The sequence below is a fragment of the Sorangium sp. So ce394 genome, from assembly GCF_051474665.1.
GTDB lineage: Bacteria > Myxococcota_A > Polyangia > Polyangiales > Polyangiaceae > Sorangium > Sorangium cellulosum_D.
In genome coordinates this window covers 8,007,160-8,028,613 of sequence record NZ_CP150339.1, presented here as the reverse complement: position 1 = coordinate 8,028,613, position 21,454 = coordinate 8,007,160, and the positions used below count along the sequence as shown (strand labels likewise).

Below are 21,454 nucleotides of genomic sequence, written 5' to 3'. Positions count from 1 at the left end.
CGGCTCCACGGCGGGCGCCCGTCCAGGACCGCGCGAGCTCGTCGCCGGAATAGCCCGCCTCAGGAGATCAGCGACGCCGAGCTCTCCCGCGGCGGGCTGACGGCGACCCGCTCTCCGCTCGGCCTCTGCGTCGCCGCGAACACCGCGAGCCCCACCGCGATCGTGCCGGCGACCCCGATCACCGGGAAGTACTCCATCCACGTCGACTCGCCGTCCCGCCGCGGCCACGCGATGTTCGCGATGAGCGCGACCCCCCACGCGACGGCCGCGACGTTCAGCGCGAGCCCGGCGCGCCCGAGGGAGAACACCCCCGCCGGGGCCCCGGAGCTGCCCGGCCACCCGCGCAGCCGGCGGAGGAGCATCCCCGCCGTCACGAGCAGGTACGAGAGGTTCACGAGCAGCACGGCCGTCTCCGTGATGAGCACGAACAGCTGCGCCTCGCCGTAGTTCACGACGAGCATGCCGCACGCGAGCGCGCCGACCGCGATCGCCGGAGCGACGGGCGTCTTCGTGCGCGGCGACACGCGCGCGAGCGCCGGCGCGCACGGCAGCGCCCCGTCCCGCGCCATCGAGAACGCGAGGCGCGAGGCGCCGGTCTGGATGGCCAGCGTGCAGACGCACACCGCCAGCGCCACGTCGACAAGGAACACCTTACCCAGCGTCGGGCCGAGGGCGCTCACGACCACGTAGGCCAGGCCCTCGGTCGCGAGGCGGCCGTCGGTCAGGCTCGGCGCCGCCATCAGCGCCGCGAGCAGGAGCAGCGCGCCGCCCACCCCGGAGGCCACGACGGCCTTCAGGATCGCCCGCGGGATGATCCGCCGCGGGCTCTGCGTCTCCTCGGCCAGCGACCCGGCCGAATCGAAGCCGTAGAGCACGTACGCCGGCATGAGCGCGGCCGCGAGCAGGCCCGCCGCCCCCGTGCCCAGCGGCGGCGACGGCCCGTAGAGCGGCTCGAGCACCACCGCCGGACCCCGCACCGCGTGCAGGAACAGCGCCCCGATCAGCAGCACGACGCCGCCGAGCTCCGCCATCACGCCGACGTCGTTGACCCAGGCCATCGCTCGCACCCCGGCCATGTTGATCGCCGTCGTCAGCGCGACGAGCCCCGCGCCGAGCAGCACGGCGTTCGCCGCGCCGTCGCGCGACGTGAGCGACGGATCGCCGCCGAGGAGCTGGAACCCGCCCCAGACGCTCGGCAAGATCGCCTGCAGCGCGATGGCCGCCGCCGCGACGCTCACGACGTCGCCGACGAGCTTCAGCCAGCCCGCGAGCCACCCCGGAGCGCCGGGCGACACGCGGCGCCCCCACTGGTAGACCGAGCCGGCCACCGGGTAATGCGAGCCCACCTCGGCGAGGTTGAGCGCGACCGCGAGCTGGCCGAGGAAGACCACCGGCCACGTCCAGAAGAACCGCGTCCCGCCGAAGGCGTAGCCGATCACGAAGAGCTGGAAGACGGTCGTGAGGATCGAGACATACGAGAAGCCCGCCGCGAAGGCCGACAGGCTCCCCAGGTCGCGCCGCAGCTCCTGGCGGTAGCCCAGGCGCGCGAGGTCGTCGGCGTCGCTGCTGCCTTGCGCGGCGGTGCCCGCGCCGAGCGCGCCGTACGCTGCCGAGCCCGGGCCGAGCGCGCCTTGCGCGGCGGTGCCCGCGCCGAGCGCGCCTTGCGCCGCGGTGGCCGCGCCGGCCGCGCCGCGGTGGTCCGGCGTCCCTGTCGAGATCGGATCACGCATGGGCCGACACCCCCACGAGCGGCTGGCCCGCGCTGACCATCTGGCCCGGGCGGCAGCCGATCCAGTCGACCGCGCCGGCCACGTCGGCCACCACGGCGAACTCCATCTTCATCGCCTCGAGCACGGCCACGCGCTGGCCCGCCTCGACGCGCTGCCCCGGCGCCACGTCCACCTTCCACACGCACGCGGTGAGCGGCGCCGTCACCGGCAGCATCCCGGCCGGCAGCGCGTCCTCGTCGGCCGACGAGGCGCCCTCGAGCCGGGCGCCCGCGCGGCGCACGCGGTCGAACTCGCCGTCCGCCTCCCAGCGGCCGCGCTCGGCGTCGAACGCCGCCCGCTGCCGCGCCCGGGCCGCGCGGATGCTGTCGGCGTTGTCGTCGAGGAAGCGGTGGTGCTCGCCCAGGTCGAACGTCGCCTCCTCGATGCGCACCTCGCCGCGCCCGGCCACCATGTCGGCGCGGAGCTCGAGCAGCTCCTCCGGCGAGACGAGGTGGAAGCGGAGCTGGTCGAAGAACCGCAGGAGCCACGGCCGCTCGCGCGTCGTCTGCCGGAACGGCCGGTGGCGGCTCCAGACCGGCACCGTGCGGCCGAGGAACTGGTACCCGCCCGGCCCCTCCATGCCGTAGATGCACAGGTACGCGCCGCCGATGCCGACCGCGTTCTCGGGCGTCCACGTGCGCGCCGGGTTGTACTTGGTCGTGACCATCCGGTGCCGCGGGTCGATCGGCGTCGCGACCGGCGCGCCGAGGTACACGTCGCCGAGGCCGAGCACGAGGTAGCTCGCCGCGAGGAAGAGCTCCTGGACCGCCGCGATGTCCGGCAGCCCGTTGACCCGGCGGATGAACTCCAGGTTGCTCGGGCACCACGGCGCGTCGTCGCGGACCGTGCGCATGTAGCGCTCGATCGCCTCGCGCGTCGCCGGGTCGTCCCAGCTGAGCGGCATGTGGACGACGCGGCTCGGGATCCGGACCTCCTCCGGGGCGGGCAGGTCGGCCTCGGCCTCGCGGAGCAGGTCGAGGGCCTTGGCCACGGTGAGCCGCGCGCCGTCGACGTGCACCTGGAGCGAGCGGATCCCGGGCGTCAGGTCGACCACGCCGGGCACGCGCATCTCCTCGAGCCGCGTCATGAGCAGGTGCGCGCGCACGCGCAGGTCGATGTCGAGCACCGGCGGCCCGAACTCGACGAGCACGTACCGGTCGCCGCTCTGGCGGAAGACCACCGCGGGCCGGCCGTCGCGCGCCGGCACGCGGCCGAGCACCGGCTCGCCGCGCCTGCGCCGTGCGCTGCCCGAGCCTGCGGCGGCCGCGCCGTCGGCCGCGCGCGCCGCGGCGCCATTGGCCGCGTGCGCCGCCGCGCCGTTGGACGCATGCGCCATCGCGCCGTTCGCCGCGAGCCCGCGCCGCGTCACGAGCGCGTCGCTCCGCCGCGCCAGCGCGTCGGCCTCGGCGGGCAGGATCGACCGGAACCGCACCTTGTCCCCGGCGCTCAGCTGGCCGAGCTTCCACCGCTCGGCCGCGGCGACGGCGAGCGGACACACGAACCCGCCCAGGCTCGGGCCGTCGGGGCCGAGGATGACGGGCATGTCGCCGGTGAGGTCGACCGCGCCGATCGCGTACGCGTTGTCGTGCAGGTTCGAGGGGTGCAGCCCCGCCTCGCCGCCGTCGGTGCGCGCCCACGCCGGCGCGGGCCCGACGAGGCGGACGCCGGTGCGGGCCGAGTGGTAGTGCACCTCCCACTCGGCCGCGTAGAGCTGCTCGATCCCCTCGTCCGTGAGGAAGTCCGGCGCCCCGTGCGGCCCGTCGAGCACGGCGAGCTCCCAGGACCTGCCGATCTCCGGCCGGGCCTCGGCCGGCAGCGCGCCGGGGGCGAGCGCCGGGTCGACCTCCTCGCCGAGGCGCAGCACGTCGCCCGGGCGGAGCGGCCTGCCCGCGTGGCCGCCGAAGCCGCCGAGGGTGAACGTGGCGCGGCTGCCGAGGTGCGCCGGCACGTCGATGCCGCCGCGGATGAGCAGGTAGGCGCGCGCGCCCGGCCCCCGCACCGGCCCGCACGCCACGGTGGCGCCCGGCGCGACCTCGACCGGCGTCCACGGCGCCACCTCGGCCCCGTCGACGAGCACGCGCATGGCGGCGCCCGCGACGCACAGGACCGCGCGCCGGTGGAACACCAGCGTGGGCCCGTGCACCTCGCACTCGAGCCCCGCGGCGCCGGCCGGGTTGCCCACGACGCGGTTGCCGAGGCGGAACGACAGGTCGTCCATCGGCCCGCTCGGCGGCACGCCGACCGACCACAGGCCGAGCCGCCCGGGCCAGTCCTGCACGGTCACCGCGCCCGGCGCCGCGGTCACCTCGACCGCCTCGGGGCGGAACGGCAGCGACGCGAACGTGCCGGTGTGGTGCCGGACCCCGCGGAAGTCGGGGTGATCGAGCGCGGCCGCGACCCACTCGCGGTTCGTCTCGATCCCGCCGAGCCGGGTCTCCCCGACGGCGGCGCGCAGCGCCGCGACCGCAGCAGCCCGGTCCGCGCCGCGCACGAGCAGCTTGGCCAGGAGCGGATCGTAGAGCGCCGAGACCTCGGTGCCCGTCTCGACCCACCCGTCGACCCGCACGCCGGCGCCCTCGGGGTAGCTCACCTCGGTGAGCAGCCCCGCGCTCGGCAAGAACCCCCGCGCCGGGTCCTCGGCGTAGAGCCGCGCCTCGATCGCGTGGCCGGAGAGCGGCGGATCGCCGCCCTCGAAGAACGCCGTGTCGCCGGCGGCGATGCGCAGCATCCACGCCACGAGATCGATGCCGGTGCAGAGCTCGGTCACGCCGTGCTCGACCTGGAGGCGCGTGTTGACCTCGAGGAAGTAGTGCTCCGCGCGGGCGGGATCGACGAGGAACTCGACGGTGCCCACGTTCCGGTAGGCGACCTTCGCGGCGAGCGCGCGGGCCGACTCCGCGAGCGCCGAGCGCAGCCGGGGCGGCAGGTCGGGCGCGGGCGCCTCCTCGAGGACCTTCTGGTTGCGGCGCTGCACCGAGCAGTCGCGGTCGCCGAGGACGAGGACGTTGCCGCGGCCGTCGCCGGCGATCTGGACCTCCACGTGCCGGGGCGCCGTCAGGAAGCGCTCGAGGAACACGTCGCCCGATCCGAAGTTCGCGCGGGCGAGGCGCTGGACCCGCTCGAACGCGGCGGGGAGCTCCGCCGGCGCGTCGCACCGGGCCATCCCGATGCCGCCGCCGCCCGCGCTCGCCTTGAGCAGCACGGGGTAGCCGATGGCCGCGGCCTCGGCGGCGGCGTGGTCCGCGTCCCGGAGCACGCCGGTGCCCGGCAGGAGCGGCACGCCCGCCTCGATCGCGAGCTCCCGCGCCCGGTGCTTGCTCCCGAACGCCTCCATCTGGGCCGGCGTCGGCCCGATGAAGACGATGCCCGCGGCCTCCACCGCGCGGGCGAAGTCCTCGGATTCGCTGAGGAATCCGTAACCCGGGTGGATCGCGTCGGCGCCCGCGCGGCGGGCGGCGTCGACGACGGCGTCGATGCGCAGGTAGCTCTCGGCGGGCGTCTGGCCGCCGAGGCGGACGGCGTGGTCGGCGAGGCGCACGTGGAGCGCGGCGCGGTCCGCGTCGGAGAAGACGGCGACCGACGCGATCCCGAGGCGCCGGAGGGTGCGGAGGATGCGGCACGCGATCTCGCCGCGGTTGGCGACGAGGACGCGGCGGAAGGGCGGGGGGGCGCTCATGGCCGCACCACCGCCATGCGGATCGGGGTCGGGTTGAAGCCGTTGCAGGGGTTGTTGATCTGCGGGCAGTTCGAGACGAGCAGCAGCAGATCGAGCTCGGCGCGGAGGTCGACGTGCTTGCCGGGCGCGGACAGGCCGTCGACGATGCCGAGGGTGCCGTCGGCCTCGACGGGCACGTTCATGAACCAGTTGACGTTGCCGACGAGGTCGCGCTTGCCGAGGCCGTACGGCGCGGCGGCCATGAGGAAGTTCTCGACGCAGGCGTGCTGGTGCTTTGTGTGGTGGCCGTAGCGGACGGTGTTCGACTCGCACGAGCAGGCGCCGCCGGAGGTGTCGTGCCGGCCGCAGCTGTCGTCGGTGATGGTCATCATCACGCGGCCGCGGTTCGAGCGGAGCTTCGCGCCGGTGGTGAGGAAGATGTTGCGCTGGGCGGCGATGGTGTCGGCGGCGCTGTAGCGCTCGGCGGTGTCGGAAAGGACGTAGGCGAGGAAGTCGACGGCCTGGTTGCCCTCGAGGTCGATGACGCGGAGGATCTCGCCGGCGCGGACGATCTTCGCCCACGGCGCGCGGGCCGGGACGATCTCGTCGGAGAGGAGGGCGCCGGGCAGGCCGGCGAGGGCGGGGTCGCGCAGGGCGGCGACCGGCTTTCCGGGGGCGGCGGGGCTCATCGCGCGCCTCCTGCCCGGAGGGCGACCGCGAGCTCCTCGGCGGTGTTCTCGAAGGCGCGGCGCGCCTCGGGGGTGGCGTTGCGCACCGGGTCGTCGTCCGGGGCGGGGCGGCCGCGCCAGGCGGTGAGGCGGACCTTGCCGGCGCGGTAGGCCGGGCGCGGGTCGAGGCGGTGCGGGACGGCGGCGACGCTGACGAGGACGTCCTGCTCGGCGCGGAGGAGCACGTGGGCGCCCGGCCGGGACGCGTCGGGGAGGAAGGTGATGGCGCCGTCGGCCTCGATGCGGACGCCCTTGAAGAGGTTGATGGGCGTGGGGAGGTCGCGCTCGGCGAGGCCGTGCTTGGCGAGGGCGAGGAGGAGCCGCTCGCGGCCGGAGCGGAGGGCGCCGCCGTGGGCGTCGCTGCCGTAGCGGGAGGCGATCTCGCCCGGGAGCGAGGTGCCGCAGAAGGTGTCGTGGCGGCCGGCGGTGTCCTCGAGGAGGGAGGCGAGGGCGCGCCCCATATCGGAGAGGAGCAGGTAGCCGGGGCCTGGATAGGCCTGCCACTGGAGCTTCACGGTGTCGGCGAGGCAGAGCCGCTCGATGGGGCGGTCCGCGCGGTGGAGCATGAGGGCGACGCAGGTGTCGCCCTCGACGTCGACGATCCGGAGCCGGCTGCCGACGGGGAGCGTGCGCGCCGCGTAGCCGCCGGCGCCGAGGGTCTCGTCCCAGAGGACGTCGCGCGCTTCCACGCCCGGGGGCGGGTCGCCGATCGACGTGCTCGGCACGGTGGGTTGCGTCTCGACGACGCTGCCTTCCTGGGCGCGCGCGTGCGCGCGCGCGGCATACGTTGTGGCCGTTTCAGACATCGCCCGCCTCACTTTCGATAGAGAATCGAAACTACGGGTCGACTATCCGGGGGCGGGGTTTCCGGCCTGTTTCGCGGGGGTAAAATGCAGGGTGCGGGCGATTTTTCCCGGTGGCGGCGCGGGGGGACCCCGCGGTTCCAACCTGGGTGCGCGGCGGGAGAGCGGCTGGCGCAGGAACGCGAGCGCGGATAGATCAGCGCGACGGCCACCCCGGGAGACGATGAAGACGGAGATTCCCCCTGCTCAGAGCGCCGAAGGAAGGCAGAGCGCCGAAGGCAGTCAGAAGGCCGAAGGGAGCCCGCGCCGCATGGGCCGGCCGCGCAAGGCGCCGCAGCGCAGCGAGCTCGCGCCGCGCGAGCAGATCCTGGAGGTGGCGGGCCGGCTCTTCGCCGAGCGCGGGGTCGTCGACGTGTCGATGCTCGAGATCGCGCAGGCGGCGGGGCTCCGGCAGTCGTCGCTGTACTACTGGTTCCGGCGCAAGGAGCTGATCGTCGCGGAGATCTTGCAGCAGGTGAACCGCCTGCCGCTCTCGTACGCGCGCAGGCTCGAGGCGAGCGGCGGCGCCGCCGACGTGCAGCTCTGGCGCTTCGTGCGGTTCGACGTGGAGACGGTGTGCGGCTTCCCGCTGGAGATCACGGAGATCCACCGCTTCAGCGAGCGGGATCCGGAGGCGTTCGCGACCTACTGGGCCGAGCGGCGCGCGCTGACCGAGGCCGTGGCGGCGATGATCGGGCGCGGGGTGGGGGAGGGGACGTTCCGCGAGGTGGACGCCTACCTGTGCGCGCTGACGGTGCTGGCGCAGGACGAGAGCGTGCAGAACTGGTACCGCCCCGGGGGGGCCGGGCGCATCCACCCGCTCGTCGCCGGCGACCCTGCCGCGCTCGGGTACCGGCCGGAGCAGATCGCGGAGCTGGTCGCGGACCAGACGGTCGGGGGGCTCCTGGCGCGGCCGTCGCGGCTCGCGGCGCTGCGGCGGACGGCGGTCGCGGCCGACGGGGAGGGATAGCGGGATAGCCCTCCTTCCCGAACACGGCCACCACCCCGGGCGCTGTGTGCCCATCGGAGATCGCCCGGTCGCGACGGTCTCGTGCATACTCGGCCCCATGACCGCCCCCGCTCGACCGCAATACGCCTCGGGCCGCGCCCCTCTCGCGCTGGCCGCGCTGCTCGCTGCATGCGCCGTGCTCGGCTGCGCGTCCACCATGGAGCAGACGCCGCCAGCCTCCCCGGATCCCGCCGTAGCGGCCGCCCCGGCGCAGCCCGCCGCAGCCCCCGCGGCGCCGCCCGCAGGCCCCGCGGCGCCCGCCGCCACGCCGGCGCCCGCCGCCACGCCGGCGCCGTGCGCGGCGCGCGTCGCCCGCGTGTGGCACGGCCGCACGCCGAGCGACAAGGCCGAAGGATATACGGCCTATATCTCGAGCGCGCTCCCCAAGTTCCGCACCATCCCGGGGAACCTCGGCTATCAGCTGATGCGCGAGACCGTGGGCGCGGAGACGCACTTCATGGTGATCAGCTACTGGAGGTCGCGCGACGACATCCGCGCCTATGCCGGCGACGACATCCGCAAGACGCGCCACCTCCCGCGCGACGCCGAGTTCCTCATCGACCCCGAGCAGACCGTGGTGAACTACGATCTCCCGGTGATCGACCTCGACTGCCCGAGGTGAGCGGCCCCGGACACGACGGTGGGGCGGGGCGGAGGAGCGACGATCGATTCTCCACGGCGTCGCCGTGGGCGACGAGCTCGGCGCCGTGGCTCCCGTCCCGCCCGTAGCCGTAGCGGCGCCGGCCATCCGATGTGCCGGCCAGCGAATCGCTCAACGTCGGCGGGCGCCTGCCTCCACGTCGCTCCAGACGGCGTTGCCGTCGCTCGGCGTCACGAAGAGCACGCACACATCGTCGGCGATGTGCCCCGAGTGCGCCGCGCCGCGCGGGATCAGCAGCGCTTGACCCGGACCGACCTCGGTCACCTCCGTCGTGCCGTCAGGCAGGTTGACCGTGAACGTCGCGCGCCCGCGGATGATCACGAGGAGCTCGTCGCCGCCGTCGTGTCGCTCCCAGGAGCCGTCGGTGCTGCCCGCCGCCTTCGTCACGACGCCGACCATGCAGGGGCCGCTGGCCGCGTACGACCCGAGGATGCGCGGCGCGCCTGGATGCGTCAGAGGGTCGATGGCGCCGGCGAGCTCGAAGGCGATCACGCCGCGCTTCCGCGCGCCGTCGCCGGCGTGAGCGCCGGTGACCGGCGCGGCGGGGCCGTGGGTCTCGAGAGTCGTGGTCTTCATGATGAACGTTGCCTCCTGCGTGGGGTTGAGTCAGTCTACGAATGTCGATTCGTGTTCGCTATTCGCGTTAATGGAGGCGCGCGCTGCGATGGGCACATACGAGACAAACCCGCGTAAGACACCGCGTCAGACGCGGTCGCGGGCGACCGTGGACGCGATCGTCGAGGCGACGATTCGCGTTCTGCTCGCCCGTGGGTACGACGGGACGACGACGATCGCGGTGGCGGCGCGCGCCGGCGTCAGCGTCGGGTCGCTCTATCAGTATTTCCCGAACAAGGAGGCGCTGGTCGCGACGCTCGTCGAGCGGCACGCCGCCGCGATCGTGGCGCGCGTCGAGGGCGCGCTGGCCGAGGCGGATCCGGCGGACCCGGAGGCGGCCGTGCGCGCCTTCGTGCGCGCCGGCCTCGATGCACAGCGGATCTCACCGGCGCTGCACAAGATCCTGATCGAGCAGGTGCCGCGCGTCGGCCGGCTCGCCGAGGCGGCGGAGACGAGCCGCAGGCTCGCGGTGTTGCTCGAACGCCACCTGGCGCCCCACCGCGCGCGCCTCGCGGTGCCCGACGTGCGGCTCGCTGCGTTCGTGGTGGAGACCGCTCTCGAGGCGCTCGGGCACCGCGTGATCATCGAGGAACCTCATCTGATCGGCACGGCCCGGCTCGAGGCAGAGGCCACGACCCTGGCGCTCGCCTACCTCTTCGGGCCCCGCGCACCGCGTCGGACGTCGGGCGCCCTGGCGGCGACGCGACCCAGGTCGACACGGCCTGTCTGACCCGGCTGAAGGGCGCGGCCCAGGTCGGAATCGCGCGCGATCCGACCCAGGTTGGGGGGCGCGGCGGTGGGGGACCTCGACCGCGCCCTTACCAGCGGAGCTCGGCCGGCAAGAACTCTGCGATCAGGTCCTTGTAGAAGGGCTTCAGCCGCTCCACGTCCGGCGGGGCGTCGGCCTTCGAGTAGAGATCGTACGGGTTGAACCGCCGCACCCACTCCATCATCCGCCGATCTTGCTCGTTCATCAGGTGCCCGTACGCGCCCTCGCGGTGCGCCGCGTAGAACGAGTGATAGCGGATCATGGTTAGCGCCTCGAGCGGCAGGTGGTCCTTCACCACATGATACAGATACTCATCGTGCCCCCACGACATGTGCACCCGGGAGAGCCCCGCGCCCTCCTCGTAAATCCCGCACGGCGTCTGGTACGCCGGGCTCGCCATGTCCGGGTTCCGCGCGAACAGCTCGGGGAAGACGACCCGGTCCGAGTACGCGCAGCCCACCGGGAAGGTGTCGCCCACCACGGCCCACTGAGGCTCGCCCCACGTGCACAGGATCTTCCCGGCGTCGTGGATCAGCGCGGTCAGCACGAACCACCGCGGCTGCCCGTCCCGCCGCGCCGCCTCCGCGGACTGGAGCGCATGCGCGATCTGCGACAGCTCCGTGTCCGGATCGCTGTCGTCGACCAGCCGATCGAGCAGCTCGAGCGCCTCCCACATGCCCATCCGGCGCCGGTCCAGGCCGAGGTACTGCCGCTGTTTTTCCTGCACGAAGGCGAGGGTCTGCCCCTCGTGGTTCAGCCGGTAAAGCTCCTTCACGCTCGGCCGCACCTCGGCGCGGTAATCGCGGAACGCCGACGCCCCCTGCTCTCCCGCTGGTCCGCGCGCGGCGCTCCCCTCCACCCCCGACGCCTGCTCCCGCTGCTCGCCCATCGCTCCGGCCATAGCGTACCACCCCGTCCAGCGCCAGCGGCCTCATCACCAGGGCCGCGCAGCGCGCTGGCCCATGCATGAGCTCGCCTACCCGCGATTCCGCGGCAGCCACCCGACCGCGTAATCCACGAGCGGCCGCTGCGGCATCAGCAGGGCGGTGGCGGCGCCCGCGCGGCCGCGGCGCACGAGGCCGGTATCCCGGTCGAAATCGGCGCCGAGGCGGTCGAAATCGCCGCTGTCGGTCGCCACGTCGTCGAAGCTGACCCGCCTTCGCGCGCCGTCGACGAGGATGGGCGCGTGGCGCACCTCAATCCGTTTGCCCGGGAAGTCGGTGCGGTACTCGGCGAGGTGGATCGAGGTGTTGTTGCCGTGGCCGACGCCGAGCAGCAGCACCCAGCCGTCGAGATCGTAGATGCGGGCCAGCGGCGAGCCCTCACCGAGGTCGTACGAGAGGCCGTGGTTCGCCGTGACCGTCTCGGCGTGCCGGCCCCAGGCGGCGAAGGACACGAGCGGGTGGGCGCTCCGCCGGACGCCGCGCTGCTTGCGGAACGCCTCGGGGATGGCGCCCATCTGCCGCGTCGGCGTCAGATCCGGATCGTAGGCCGGCATCGTCTCCCGGATCGTCTCCCACCACGCCTCGGGCACGGGCGGATCCTGCCAGAGCGCCGGATCGGACAGGCCTTCCGACTGCGTCGGCATCACCAGCGTGCCCTCGGGCGTCAAGACCTCTTCCAGGGCCAGGATCACCGCGACAGGACCGCCGCAGACCCAGCCGAGCTTGCTGAGCGACGAGTGGACCAGCAAGGTCATGCCGGGCCGAACGCCGAGGGCCGTGAGCTCCGCGACAAGCGATGGAACGGTCACGAGGGTGTCCGGGTGCGTCTTCAAGACCTGATGTTCGCTCATGCTGCGATCTCGGCCGCACCCGCGCCCGCGATTCCGTCCCATACCGCACGGACCGAGCGGGGGTGCGGCGCCGGGGTCATCCCAGAGGTGGTATCACGGGCGCGCCGAGCCGGTCCAGGCGAGCTCGCTGGTGGGACCCGTGGGGCGCATCGAGCCCTTGATCCGAGCGCGCAGCGATGCGACAACGTTGCTACACACATCCAATGGAACTGTAACCGCGCGAAGAGGCATCCGCCGCAGCAGCGCTCGACGAGGAGCTCACGATGAAAGATCGATTCGGACGGCATGCGGCGATTTCCTCGGTGATCCTGGCCATGAGCGCGCTCTTCGCGTTCGCGTGCGGGGATGACGAGGGCGGCCCGAGCTCGCCCTCCTCCAGCGCCTCGGGTTCGGGCGGCGCGGGGGGAGCGCCCGCGACCAGCGCCTCGGGTTCGGGCGGCGCGGGGGGAGCGCCCGAGACCCCGAGCGGGGCCACGGCCGAGCTCGCGTTGCTGGAGACCACCGATCTCCACAGCAACGTCCTCAGCTTCGATTACTTCAAGCTGGTCGCGGAGCCATCCATCGGCTTCGAGCGCACCGCGACGCTCATCCACCAGGCGCGGGCCGAGATCCCGAACCACCTCCTGATCGACAACGGCGACACCATCCAGGGCACCGTGCTCGCCGACTACCAGGCGCTGGTGGATCCGATCGCGTGCGGCGAGACGCTGGCCATCTACAAGGCCATGAACCACCTGCGGTTCGACGTCGCCGGGATCGGCAATCACGAGTTCAACTACGGTCTCCCGTTCCTCTCGCAGGTGACCCACACCCCGTTCGACGTCGAGGGGCTCGATCTCGCAGGCTCCGCGGCCTGCGAGGGCCCCGACTTCCCGCAGGTGAACTCCAACGTCTTCAGCCTCGAGACGAACGAGACGATCTTCCCGCCGTCCGTGCTCATCGCGAAGACCATCACGGCGACGGCGCCGGACGGCGGCACCATCGAGAGCACGCTCCACGTTGGCTTCATCGACATCACGCCGCCGACGATCATGAGCTGGGACAAGAAATGGCTCGACGGCAAGGTCTTCGCCAAGGGCGTGCAGGAGGTCGCGGCCCCGCTGATCGACGATCTCCGCGCGCGGGGGGCCGAGATCGTCGTCGCCATCGTCCACGGCGGCCTCGACGACGCGCCTTATGCGCCCACCCTCGAGAACCAGGCGTGGCACGTCGCCCATGTGCCCGGCGTCGACGCCATGCTCATGGGCCACTCGCACCAGATCTTCCCGAACGCGAGCAGCACCGTGCCCCAGTTCGACCTGCCGGAGGTCGACAAGGACGCGGGCACGGTCGCGGGCGTTCCCGCGGTCATGCCGGGCTTCTGGGGCCAGCACCTCGGCGTCATCAAGATGGGGCTCACCCACGACGGCGCGCGCTGGACGGTCGACACGGCGAAGACGGTCGTCGAGGCTCGGCCGATCTCCACGACCTGCCAGGGCGGGCTCCCCGCCGCGTGCGACGCGATGGAGCGCTGGCGCACGGGGGCGCCCTGCGCGTTCGCGACCCGCTGCGACGCGCAGCCGGACGCGACGAAGATCGTCGTCGAGGCCGATCCCGAGATCGCGTCGCTCCTCGACGCCGAGCACCAGGCGACGGTCGCCTATGTCCAGACGCCCATCGGGACCACCGATTTCGAGATGTCGTCGATGTTCGCCGACGTGGGGGATGTCAGCGCCATCCAGATCGTCAACCAGGCCCAGGCGGACTACGTCGCCCGTTACATCGAGGAGAACCTGCCGGAGCTCGCGCCGCTCCCGGTGCTCTCGGTGAGCGCGCCGTTCAAGTCCGGCTTCCAGGGAGGCAACGATTACACCGATGTGCCGGCGGGGGGCATCGCGATCAACAACGCGGCCGATCTCTACCTCTACGCGAACACGATCCAGGCGGTGAAGGTGACCGGCGCGGACATCCTCGACTGGCTGGAGCGGGCGGCGACGCGCTTCAACCAGATCGACCCGAGCGAGACGGCCCCGCAGCCGCTCATCAACACCTCGATGCCCGGGTACAACTTCGATATGTTCACGGACGAGCGGATCTCGTACGAGATCGACGTCACGCAGCCGCTCCCGCCGGCGGGGGTGAAGGCCAGCGGCCGCATCAAGAACCTGACGTGGAACGGGGAGCCGATGGATCCGGCCGCGGAGTTCATCGTGGCGACGAACAACTACCGCGCGAGCGGCGGCGGCGGGTTCCCCGGCCTCGACGGCTCGAAGACGATCTACGCCGCGCCGGACACGAACCGCGACGTGCTCATCGCCTACATCAAGGAGATCGAGGATCTCACGCGCGCCACGCACGGCTCGGACCGCAGCTGGCGCTTCGCCAGGGTCTCGACCATGGGCCTCGTGACCTTCACCTCGGCGCAGAACGCGCTGCCGAAGGCGGAGGCCGCCGGGCTAAACAACATCTCGCTCGTGGAGCAGGACGACGGCAGCGGGAAGATGCTGTCGGTGTACGCGATCGACCTGAGCCGGTGATGAACGCATTCACCCCGCGTTCGGATGAGCACACGCGCGCTCCAGCGCGGGATGCTCGCGCGGGCACGTCGCCGGGGCTGCGCGGTCCGCGCTCACCCCGAAGGCCGCGACCGTGAGCACCGCCATGAGGGCGCCGAACACCACGAGCCCCATGAAGACGGCGATGCCGAGGTGGAGCGCCAGCGTGGCCGCCACCCAGATCCGGCGGCTGCGCCGCGGCCAGATCAAGAACGCGTAGCCGGCCTCGACCAGGACCACGAGCCAGCCGGCGATCACCGCGATCCAGGGGTGGTCTGCGAGCCAGGAGAAATCGACCTGGCGATAGGCGGGCAGCATGACCGACCGCCAGATCGCCTCGCCGTTCCACCATTGCTCGCCGGAGGCCTTCCAGAGCCCGCTCGCGAGATAGGAGATACAGAGGTGCAGCTGGACGACGCGCAGCGAGAGCCGCGTGGTCGCCGGCGGGCCTATGGGCACGCGGGCGAGCCGACGGTCCAGCGAGAGCGCCGCCCCCGAGGGCATCCAGATGAGGTAGAAGAGAAAGATGTTGGCGTAGTTGTCCGCCCCGTAGTTCGTGCTGTCCGCCGTCATCATCAGCATCAGATGGGCGAGCCAGGCCAGCGCCGCCGCCGCCCTCGCCCGCCACCCGAGGAGGAGCGCGACGAGGGCGAGCGTGTAGAGCGCGCCGGCGCCCGTGACGATGGCCGCCTCGCCGACGCCCAGCGGGGCGAGGCGGTCGATGAGCGAGCCGATGCGGACGAGGTCGGTCCTGGCGAGGAGGTCGTTGAGCGGCCCCTGGAGGATGCCAGACCGCCCGTACAGCTCGAGGAGCGCGGGGCCGACCATCGCGGCCTGGACGAGGAGCACCGACGCGAGCCCGATCCGCAGCACCGCGAGGGGCACGGCGGAGGCAGGGGCCAGGGCGAAGCGATCGAGCCAGAGCCACGCGCGCGCGAGCGCCGCCCGGGCGGCGCGCCGAGGACCCGCGCGGCCGTTCACGGCGCCTCCTGGTCCGCCGCCCGGGCGGCGCGGAGCTTGGCCTGGGGGACGAGCTTCGCTTGATAGTGCAGATCGCACGTGAGCTCGTCCTGCCGGCGATACTCCCGCATCGGAGCGACCTCGCATTCCTCCACGCGCACGACGACGCTGGCGGCCGCAGGGTGCCTGGCGAACATCTTGCCTGCCCAGGAAGCGGCCATGATGCGCTTCAACGCCTGATCCTCCTCCAGCCAGAATCTATCGACGATGTTCCCGGCCCGCAGCCTCGCTTCTGCGTTTGCCCCAGACATGAGGCGGTCGATGGTCACCGCCCCCGTCGCGTCCATGACCTCGAACGTGGCCATGGGTGGCGAGCCGACGCCGGGAGCGAAGAAGGCATACCCGCTGTCGGCGCCGGAGAGCGTCCCGTAGGCGGCGACGGCGGCCGCCAGAGGGCCTCGGTCCCGGAGGTCGACTTGCAACGCTCCGACGATGATCACGAGGCCGAGGTGCCCCGCGGCCGCGGCCAGGAGGACGAGAGCGCGTCCCCGGCCGATCGTCTCTGTTCCCATGGCTTCTCCCTCACACCCGATTCCGGTCGCCGCACACGCCCTCCGGCGAGCTCGGGCGCGGCGGCCGGAGGAAGACGAGGAACCCGGGGCCCGCGTCCCGAGCCGCCGGCCCGTGAACGATCGGTCAGCGATTGTCCGCGAGGATCACGACGGGAGCCTGCACTGCTCCGTACGGAGCCGCTCCGGACAGCGAACGCCCGTGATGGTTGCCATGGTGATGGTGGCCGTGATGATGATGGCCGTGATGATGGTGGCCGTGATGATGGTGGCCGTGATGATGGTGGCCGTGATGATGGTGGCCGTGATGATGATGGCCGTGATGATGATGGCCATGGTGATGGTGGCCGTGGTGCGATTGGCGTCCCTTCACCCCCTCGGCGGGGACCTGGACGGGCACTTCCTCGACCAGCGCGAGATCCTCGACAGGCGTGGTGGTATCCGCCGCGGCGAGCTGCGCGCTGCCGAGCACCGCCGCGGCTGCCGCGAGGATGGCGATCAGGTCTATGTGCTTCATCGTCGACTCCTTCTACATGGCGCGCCCGAAGGGGGGCCACCGAGCCTGGCGATGCAAGCGGTACGCCGGTTTGGTCGGAACATTGGGTGACAGCGGCGCTGTCGGCATCAGGTTGACCCCGAGGCCGCTGACCCCGCGACAAGGCGTCCTGTTCGACCAGCGATTGCCCCCCCGCGTGGACAGCGAGGGGAATCTGGCGGGAGAGGGGCGCGCGGAACTCCTGGTGAACGACGGCGTCGTCGTGGAGTGCCGATCGACTCACGGCATCGTCAGGATGCGGGATAGATCGTCGACGATCTTCTCTGCGTCGCCGTCTTCGTGGTTGACCAGCACGGTGATGGCAGCATCGCGCTCGACCGCGTGGTACGACGCAGACACGAAGCCCCACATGCTGCCGCCATGCCCGTAGGTCGCGCCGGCCGGCGACGAGCGCTGGGCCAGCCCGAGGCCGTATTCCAGCAGGTCAGCCGACAGGGCGTCGACCCCGGTGGTCATCTCCGCGAGCTCGGCCGGGCCGAGCAGCCCGCCGTCGAGGAGCTGGACGAAGAACGCGGTGAGGTCGTCCGTGTTCGACACGAGGCCACCGGACGTCCACGCGGACGACGGATCCACGGCGGACGTCGTATCGACGAGCTCGCCGTCATACGACCCGTAGCCGCGCACGAGCCCCGGCACGGCGGGCTCCGCGCCGTCGAGGTAGGTGTGGGCGAGGCCCGCGGGCTCCAGGATGCGGGTGTGCAGCAGCTCGACGACGGGCTTCCCGGATACCGCCTCGAGGAGGAGGCCAGCGACGATGTAGTTGGTGTTGGAGTACTCGAAACCCCGCCCCGGCTCGAAGCACGGCGGCTCTCTGGCCGAGAAGGCGATGAGCTCCTCGGGGGCCCACACGCGGGTCGGGTCGGCCTCGACGGCGCTCAGGAAGCCGTGGGTTTCCGTGTAATTGAACAGACCGCTGGTGTGGTTCAGGATCTGACGTATCGTGATCCGATCGCCGCCGGGGACACCCGGCACGTACCTCGATACGTCATCATCGAGCGACAGGTCGCCGTCGGCGCGGAGCATCAAGACCAGCGTCGAGACGAACGTCTTGGTGATGCTCCCGGCGCGAAAGAGATCCCCTGGCTTCATCGGCGTCCCCGTCGCGACGTCCGCCATGCCCGCCGCGCCGCGAAAGGAGCATCCTCCGACGTCCACGGCCGCGGCGGCGCCGGGGAGCCGTTGCGCGCCGATCGCCGCGTCGAGCGCCGCCTGAAGCCTGACGGCGAGCCCGTCGCAGTCCGCCGCGCCGCTCCCCGAGCCCGGTGCGCCTCCGACTCCGCCGCTGTGGTCGCCGTCGACGCCGGCGAGAGCCACCGTGGAGCCGGAGGGGCCGGCCGCACAACCAGCGAGCGACGGGAGGATCGAACAAGCGATCCAGGTAAGCGGGTAACGGATACGACGCATCGACCAGATCTCCAGACCCCCCGCGGACGTTGGATACGGGACACCGAGGAGGCGTGACCCGGACAGGCACGGATGCTTCGCGCGTCGGGCGGCGGCAAAAGACGGAAGAGCGCCTTGGATGTCAACCGATTTTCACATGTATTGTGAATTCACGCACCGACGCGGGCGCTTCGAGGCGACGCCGGGCCGCGCCCGGGCGCCGACGAGCCCCTCGGCGTGGACAGCCGCGAGCTCGGCGTCCTCAGACCACTCGGCCCTAGCGCGGAGCGATCCCCGCGATCCCGCAGGCGAGCTCGGAGAGCACCGTCACGGCCGCGCCGTACCTGCCGGCGTCCTCGGAGCTGGCGTTGCCCTGGAGGCTCCGCCTGTAGACGCCCTGCGCGATGGCGGCGAGGCGGAAGACGCCGAATGCCATGAAGTACGGCCACGACGCGATGCCGTCTCGACCCGAGAGCGCGCAGTAGGAGGCGACCATCTCGTCCTCGGTCGGGATCCCGAGCGAGGCGACATCGACCCCGGCGAGCCCGCCGCGGCCGGGGAGGTTGATGCGGTAACCCATGCAGGCATACGCGAGGTCGCTCACCGGATGTCCGAGCGTCGAGAGCTCCCAGTCGAGCGTCGCGATCGCCTCGTGCGGAGGACCGGAGGAAAAGACGATGTTGTCGATCCGGTAGTCGCCATGGACGAGCGTCGTCTCGTCGTTCGACGGGACGTTGGCGGCCAGCCAGCGCATGAGCGCCTCCATCGCCGGGACCTCGCCCGTGCGCGAGGCCTGGTACTGCTTCGACCAGCGGTCGACCTGCCGCGCGACGAAGCCGCCCACCTTGCCGTAATCCGCGAGCCCCACGGCGGCGTAGTCGACGCGGTGGAGGGCCGCGAGGACACGGATGTAGTCTGCATAGATCGCGCGGCGCTCCCCGGCGGTCGCGACCTCGGGCAACGTCGGGTCCCAGAAGATCCGCCCGGCGGCGTACCGCATGACGAAGAACGGCGTGCCGATCACCGAGGCGTCCTCGCAGAGGGCGAGCGCGTCCGGAACGGGCACCTCCGTGTCGCGGAGCGCGCGCATGACCCGGTACTCGCGCTCGACGGCGTGCGCCGAGGGAAGGAGCTGGCCCGGCGGCTTCTTTCGCACGACGAGCTCGAGATCTCCGCCGTCCCCGCCGGCGACGCCCACCCAGTACGTCGGGTTCGACTGGCCGCCTTTGAACTGGGCGACCGTCACCGCGCCTCCCGCGCAGCCTTCGACGTGCTCGGCGAGCCAGCGACCGAGGGCCGCTTCGTCGAGCCGGTGCGCCTCGCGGGGCGCGCGGGTGTTGGTCGGCGGCGTGAGGGCCATCGCGCGTCCGACCCTATCACGCGGCCCTGCGGCTTCCTATACTGCCGCCGTGACGATCTCCTTCGATCTGCCCCCCGAGCTGGCCGAGCTCCGCGGCCGCGTGCGCGCGTTCGTCGACGCGCACGTCATCCCGAACGAGCGCGCGATCCTCGAGGAGGACCGCGCAGGGCGGAAGGACACGCTGACGGCGCTCCGCGAGCGCGCGCGCGCCGAGGGGCTCTTCGTGCCGCACCTGCCCGTGGAGCACGGCGGGCTCGGGCTCGGCGTCATGGGCATGTGCGCGCTCTTTCGCGAGATGGGCCGCTCTCCGCTCGGCGCGGCCTGCTTCAACTGCGACGCGCCGGATCAGGGCAACATGGATCTCCTGCTCAAGGCGGCCTCGCCCGCGATCCGCGCGAAATACCTCGCGCCGCTCGCGCGGGCCGAGATCACGAGCGCGTTCTCGATGACCGAGCCCGCCCCCGGCGCCGGCGCCGATCCGTCGAACCTGCGCACGACGGCGACCCGGATCGACGGCGGGTGGAAGATCGACGGCCACAAGTGGTACACGACCGGCGGCGGCGACGCGGCGTTCCTCATCGTGATGGCGCGGACGTCGGACGATCCGCGCACGGGCGCGACGATGTTCGTGGTCGATCGCCGCGCCGAGGGCGTCGAGCACGTGCGCGACATCCCCGTGATGAGCCCGCCGATGCTCGCGCACCGCGAGGCCGAGCTCCGCTTCCACGCCGTGCGCGTCGGCGACGACGCGGTCCTCGGCGGCGTCGGCGAGGGCTTCCTCCTCGCGCAGCGGCGCCTCGTGCCGGCGCGCCTCACGCACTGCATGCGCTGGCTCGGCTGGGCCGACCGCGCGCTCGCGATGTGCCGCGACTACGTCCTCACGCGGGAGAGCTTCGGCAAGACGCTGGCTCACCACCAGATGATCCAGCAGAAGTTCGCCGACGCGGCGTCCGGCATCCACGCCGGCAACCTGATGACGCTGCACTGCGCGGCGTTGCTCGAGCAAGGCAAGGAGAAGGAGGCGCGCCCCTACGCCTCGATGGCGAAGAACCACGTCGCGCGCCTCCTCTGCCAGGTGCTCGACGACGCGATCCAGATGCACGGCTCGCTCGGATACAGCGAGGATATGCCGTTCTCGCTCTGGTACCGCTTCGCCCGGTCCGCGCGCATCGCCGACGGCCCGGACGAGGTCCACGATGTCGTCGTCGCGCGCGACTTCCTGCGAGGCGCGTTGACGACGCTGATCTGAGAGGGAGCCCGACGGCCGTTCTACGCCGGGGCGGACAGGAGAGGCGCCTCCGCCGGCGCGCCGCGCTCTGGCGGACGCGCGGTGGTCAATCGAGGAAGGCGGGGAACCGAGGCAGGGCCGCGAGATCGTCGGGCTCGTGCTGCACCACGAAGCGGGCATGGGCGGCGCCGATCAGCGCGTCGAGGCGCTCCATCGAGCGGACGGACTCCTCGCGATCGGTGTTGAAGGGAGGCACCCGGCGATGCTGCCAGTTGGCGTGGGTATGGCAGACATCCCCCGAGATGACGAGCGTCCCCGCGCGCTTGAGCCGGAGCACGAGGCTCTGGTGGCCCGGCGTGTGCCCGGGCGTCGGCACGATCCTCACGGCGCCGTCGCCGAAGATGTCCGCCTCGCCGTCGAGGAGCTTCAGCTTCGCGCTGCGGTAGGCCGAGAAGAGCTCCGGCTCGACGGTCGGCGGCGGCGGGGTCGCCGTCGCCCACTCGAGCTCTCGGCGGTTCAGGATCCACGTCGACGAGGGGAACAGGTTGGCGTTGCCCGCGTGATCGACGTGCAGGTGCGAGAAGGCCACGTAGTCCACGTCGGCGGGCGAGAGGTTCAGCGCTCTCAGGTGCTCGCGCAGCGGCGTGTCGACGCGGAACCGGATCCCCGTGCGCTCGTGCACGACGCCGCCCTTCGTCTGGGCGATCGTGTCGTTGATCCCGGTGTCCCACACCAAGGTGCCGCGCGGGTGCCGGATGACGTAGCACGACGCGACGAGCTCCCTGGCCCGGGGCTCGTCCCCGAAGGCGCTCATGTCCGCGATCTCGGCGCGACCGCAGTCGAGCGCGTAGAGCCGCACGTCCTCGGGGGGCTCCGGCCCCGGCTGCGGCGGCGGGGGCGCCTTGGCGCCCGTGGCGCACGAGGGGAGGAGCACGAGGAACAGAGCGATCAACCAACGTTCAAGAGACATCCTGACTCTCCTCACGCCCGCTGGAGCGCGGGCCGTCGTGTCGTTCGTGCC

18 protein-coding genes are annotated in these 21,454 nt (G+C 72.4%); 6 read left to right on the top strand and 12 right to left on the bottom strand.

The window, feature by feature from the left end; genetic code table 11:
• Positions 1-59 precede the first annotated feature (59 nt).
• The 4 genes from WMF33_RS29400 to WMF33_RS29385 are packed head-to-tail and all read right to left on the bottom strand — an operon-like array spanning position 60 to position 6,958.
• Entirely contained in the window at positions 60-1,730 is a 1,671-nt protein-coding gene (locus tag WMF33_RS29400; protein WP_437331737.1) for an amino acid permease, read from the bottom strand.
• Complete coding sequence (gene uca, locus WMF33_RS29395; RefSeq protein ID WP_437331736.1) at positions 1,723-5,445, bottom strand: urea carboxylase; 3,723 nt, start codon at positions 5,443-5,445, stop codon at positions 1,723-1,725. Before uca ends, WMF33_RS29400 begins: the two co-directional genes overlap by 8 nt.
• On the bottom strand, positions 5,442-6,113 hold the full coding sequence (locus WMF33_RS29390; protein ID WP_437331735.1) for an urea amidolyase associated protein UAAP2: 672 nt from the start codon (positions 6,111-6,113) through the stop codon (positions 5,442-5,444). The genes uca and WMF33_RS29390 overlap by 4 nt, the downstream gene beginning before the upstream one ends.
• Positions 6,110-6,958 carry an urea amidolyase associated protein UAAP1 gene (locus WMF33_RS29385; protein ID WP_061623833.1) on the bottom strand — a complete coding sequence of 283 codons (849 nt, stop codon included), beginning with the start codon at positions 6,956-6,958 and terminating at the stop codon, positions 6,110-6,112. Before WMF33_RS29385 ends, WMF33_RS29390 begins: the two co-directional genes overlap by 4 nt.
• A 307-nt stretch (positions 6,959-7,265) precedes the next feature.
• Here WMF33_RS29385 and WMF33_RS29380 point away from each other — a divergent pair, with 307 nt between their 5' ends.
• Both WMF33_RS29380 and WMF33_RS29375 read left to right on the top strand, forming a co-directional pair.
• A complete protein-coding gene (locus WMF33_RS29380) occupies positions 7,266-7,964 on the top strand; it encodes a TetR/AcrR family transcriptional regulator (protein ID WP_061623832.1) in 699 nt (232 codons plus the stop codon).
• Between the two features lie 97 nt (positions 7,965-8,061).
• Positions 8,062-8,625, top strand: coding sequence for an antibiotic biosynthesis monooxygenase family protein (locus WMF33_RS29375; protein ID WP_437331734.1), 564 nt, complete (start codon positions 8,062-8,064; stop codon positions 8,623-8,625).
• 150 nt (positions 8,626-8,775) lie between these two features.
• Here the strand turns inward: WMF33_RS29375 and WMF33_RS29370 are convergent, their stop codons facing one another.
• A complete protein-coding gene (locus WMF33_RS29370; protein ID WP_437331733.1) occupies positions 8,776-9,240 on the bottom strand; it encodes a cupin domain-containing protein in 465 nt (154 codons plus the stop codon).
• Here WMF33_RS29370 and WMF33_RS29365 point away from each other — a divergent pair.
• Complete coding sequence (locus WMF33_RS29365; RefSeq protein ID WP_437331732.1) at positions 9,239-10,009, top strand: TetR/AcrR family transcriptional regulator; 771 nt, start codon at positions 9,239-9,241, stop codon at positions 10,007-10,009. The two genes, WMF33_RS29370 and WMF33_RS29365, sit on opposite strands and share 2 nt — an antisense overlap.
• Positions 10,010-10,097: 88 nt before the next feature.
• Here WMF33_RS29365 and WMF33_RS29360 read toward each other — a convergent pair whose 3' ends face one another.
• On the bottom strand, positions 10,098-10,937 hold the full coding sequence (locus WMF33_RS29360) for an inositol oxygenase family protein (protein ID WP_437331731.1): 840 nt from the start codon (positions 10,935-10,937) through the stop codon (positions 10,098-10,100).
• 87 nt (positions 10,938-11,024) lie between these two features.
• The gene (locus tag WMF33_RS29355; RefSeq protein WP_437331730.1) at positions 11,025-11,843 is read right to left on the bottom strand and encodes an aminoglycoside N(3)-acetyltransferase; all 819 of its coding nucleotides are present in this window, start codon (positions 11,841-11,843) and stop codon (positions 11,025-11,027) included.
• Between the two features lie 314 nt (positions 11,844-12,157).
• Here WMF33_RS29355 and WMF33_RS29350 point away from each other — a divergent pair, with 314 nt between their 5' ends.
• Positions 12,158-14,359 carry a 5'-nucleotidase C-terminal domain-containing protein gene (locus tag WMF33_RS29350; protein WP_437339532.1) on the top strand — a complete coding sequence of 734 codons (2,202 nt, stop codon included), beginning with the start codon at positions 12,158-12,160 and terminating at the stop codon, positions 14,357-14,359.
• A 9-nt stretch (positions 14,360-14,368) separates the two neighbouring features.
• On the opposite strand, the gene WMF33_RS29345 is transcribed toward WMF33_RS29350, so the two are convergent.
• Both WMF33_RS29345 and WMF33_RS29340 read right to left on the bottom strand, forming a co-directional pair.
• Positions 14,369-15,358, bottom strand: coding sequence for a hypothetical protein (locus WMF33_RS29345; RefSeq protein ID WP_437331729.1), 990 nt, complete (start codon positions 15,356-15,358; stop codon positions 14,369-14,371).
• On the bottom strand, positions 15,355-15,909 hold the full coding sequence (locus WMF33_RS29340; protein WP_437331728.1) for a hypothetical protein: 555 nt from the start codon (positions 15,907-15,909) through the stop codon (positions 15,355-15,357). The genes WMF33_RS29345 and WMF33_RS29340 overlap by 4 nt, the downstream gene beginning before the upstream one ends.
• A gap of 199 nt (positions 15,910-16,108) precedes the next feature.
• On the opposite strand from WMF33_RS29340, the gene WMF33_RS29335 reads away from it, so the two are divergent.
• Positions 16,109-16,513, top strand: coding sequence for a hypothetical protein (locus WMF33_RS29335; RefSeq protein ID WP_437331727.1), 405 nt, complete (start codon positions 16,109-16,111; stop codon positions 16,511-16,513).
• A gap of 168 nt (positions 16,514-16,681) precedes the next feature.
• On the opposite strand, the gene WMF33_RS29330 is transcribed toward WMF33_RS29335, so the two are convergent.
• Both WMF33_RS29330 and WMF33_RS29325 read right to left on the bottom strand, forming a co-directional pair.
• Positions 16,682-17,866, bottom strand: a complete 1,185-nt coding sequence (locus WMF33_RS29330; protein ID WP_437331726.1) for a serine hydrolase domain-containing protein — start codon at positions 17,864-17,866, stop codon at positions 16,682-16,684.
• Between the two features lie 256 nt (positions 17,867-18,122).
• The gene (locus WMF33_RS29325) at positions 18,123-19,205 is read right to left on the bottom strand and encodes a phosphotransferase (RefSeq protein WP_437331725.1); all 1,083 of its coding nucleotides are present in this window, start codon (positions 19,203-19,205) and stop codon (positions 18,123-18,125) included.
• A gap of 49 nt (positions 19,206-19,254) precedes the next feature.
• On the opposite strand from WMF33_RS29325, the gene WMF33_RS29320 reads away from it, so the two are divergent.
• The gene (locus WMF33_RS29320) at positions 19,255-20,454 is read left to right on the top strand and encodes an acyl-CoA dehydrogenase family protein (protein WP_437331724.1); all 1,200 of its coding nucleotides are present in this window, start codon (positions 19,255-19,257) and stop codon (positions 20,452-20,454) included.
• Positions 20,455-20,539: 85 nt separating this feature from the next.
• On the opposite strand, the gene WMF33_RS29315 is transcribed toward WMF33_RS29320, so the two are convergent.
• Entirely contained in the window at positions 20,540-21,403 is an 864-nt protein-coding gene (locus tag WMF33_RS29315) for an N-acyl homoserine lactonase family protein (protein ID WP_437331723.1), read from the bottom strand.
• Between the last annotated feature and the right edge of the window lie 51 nt (positions 21,404-21,454).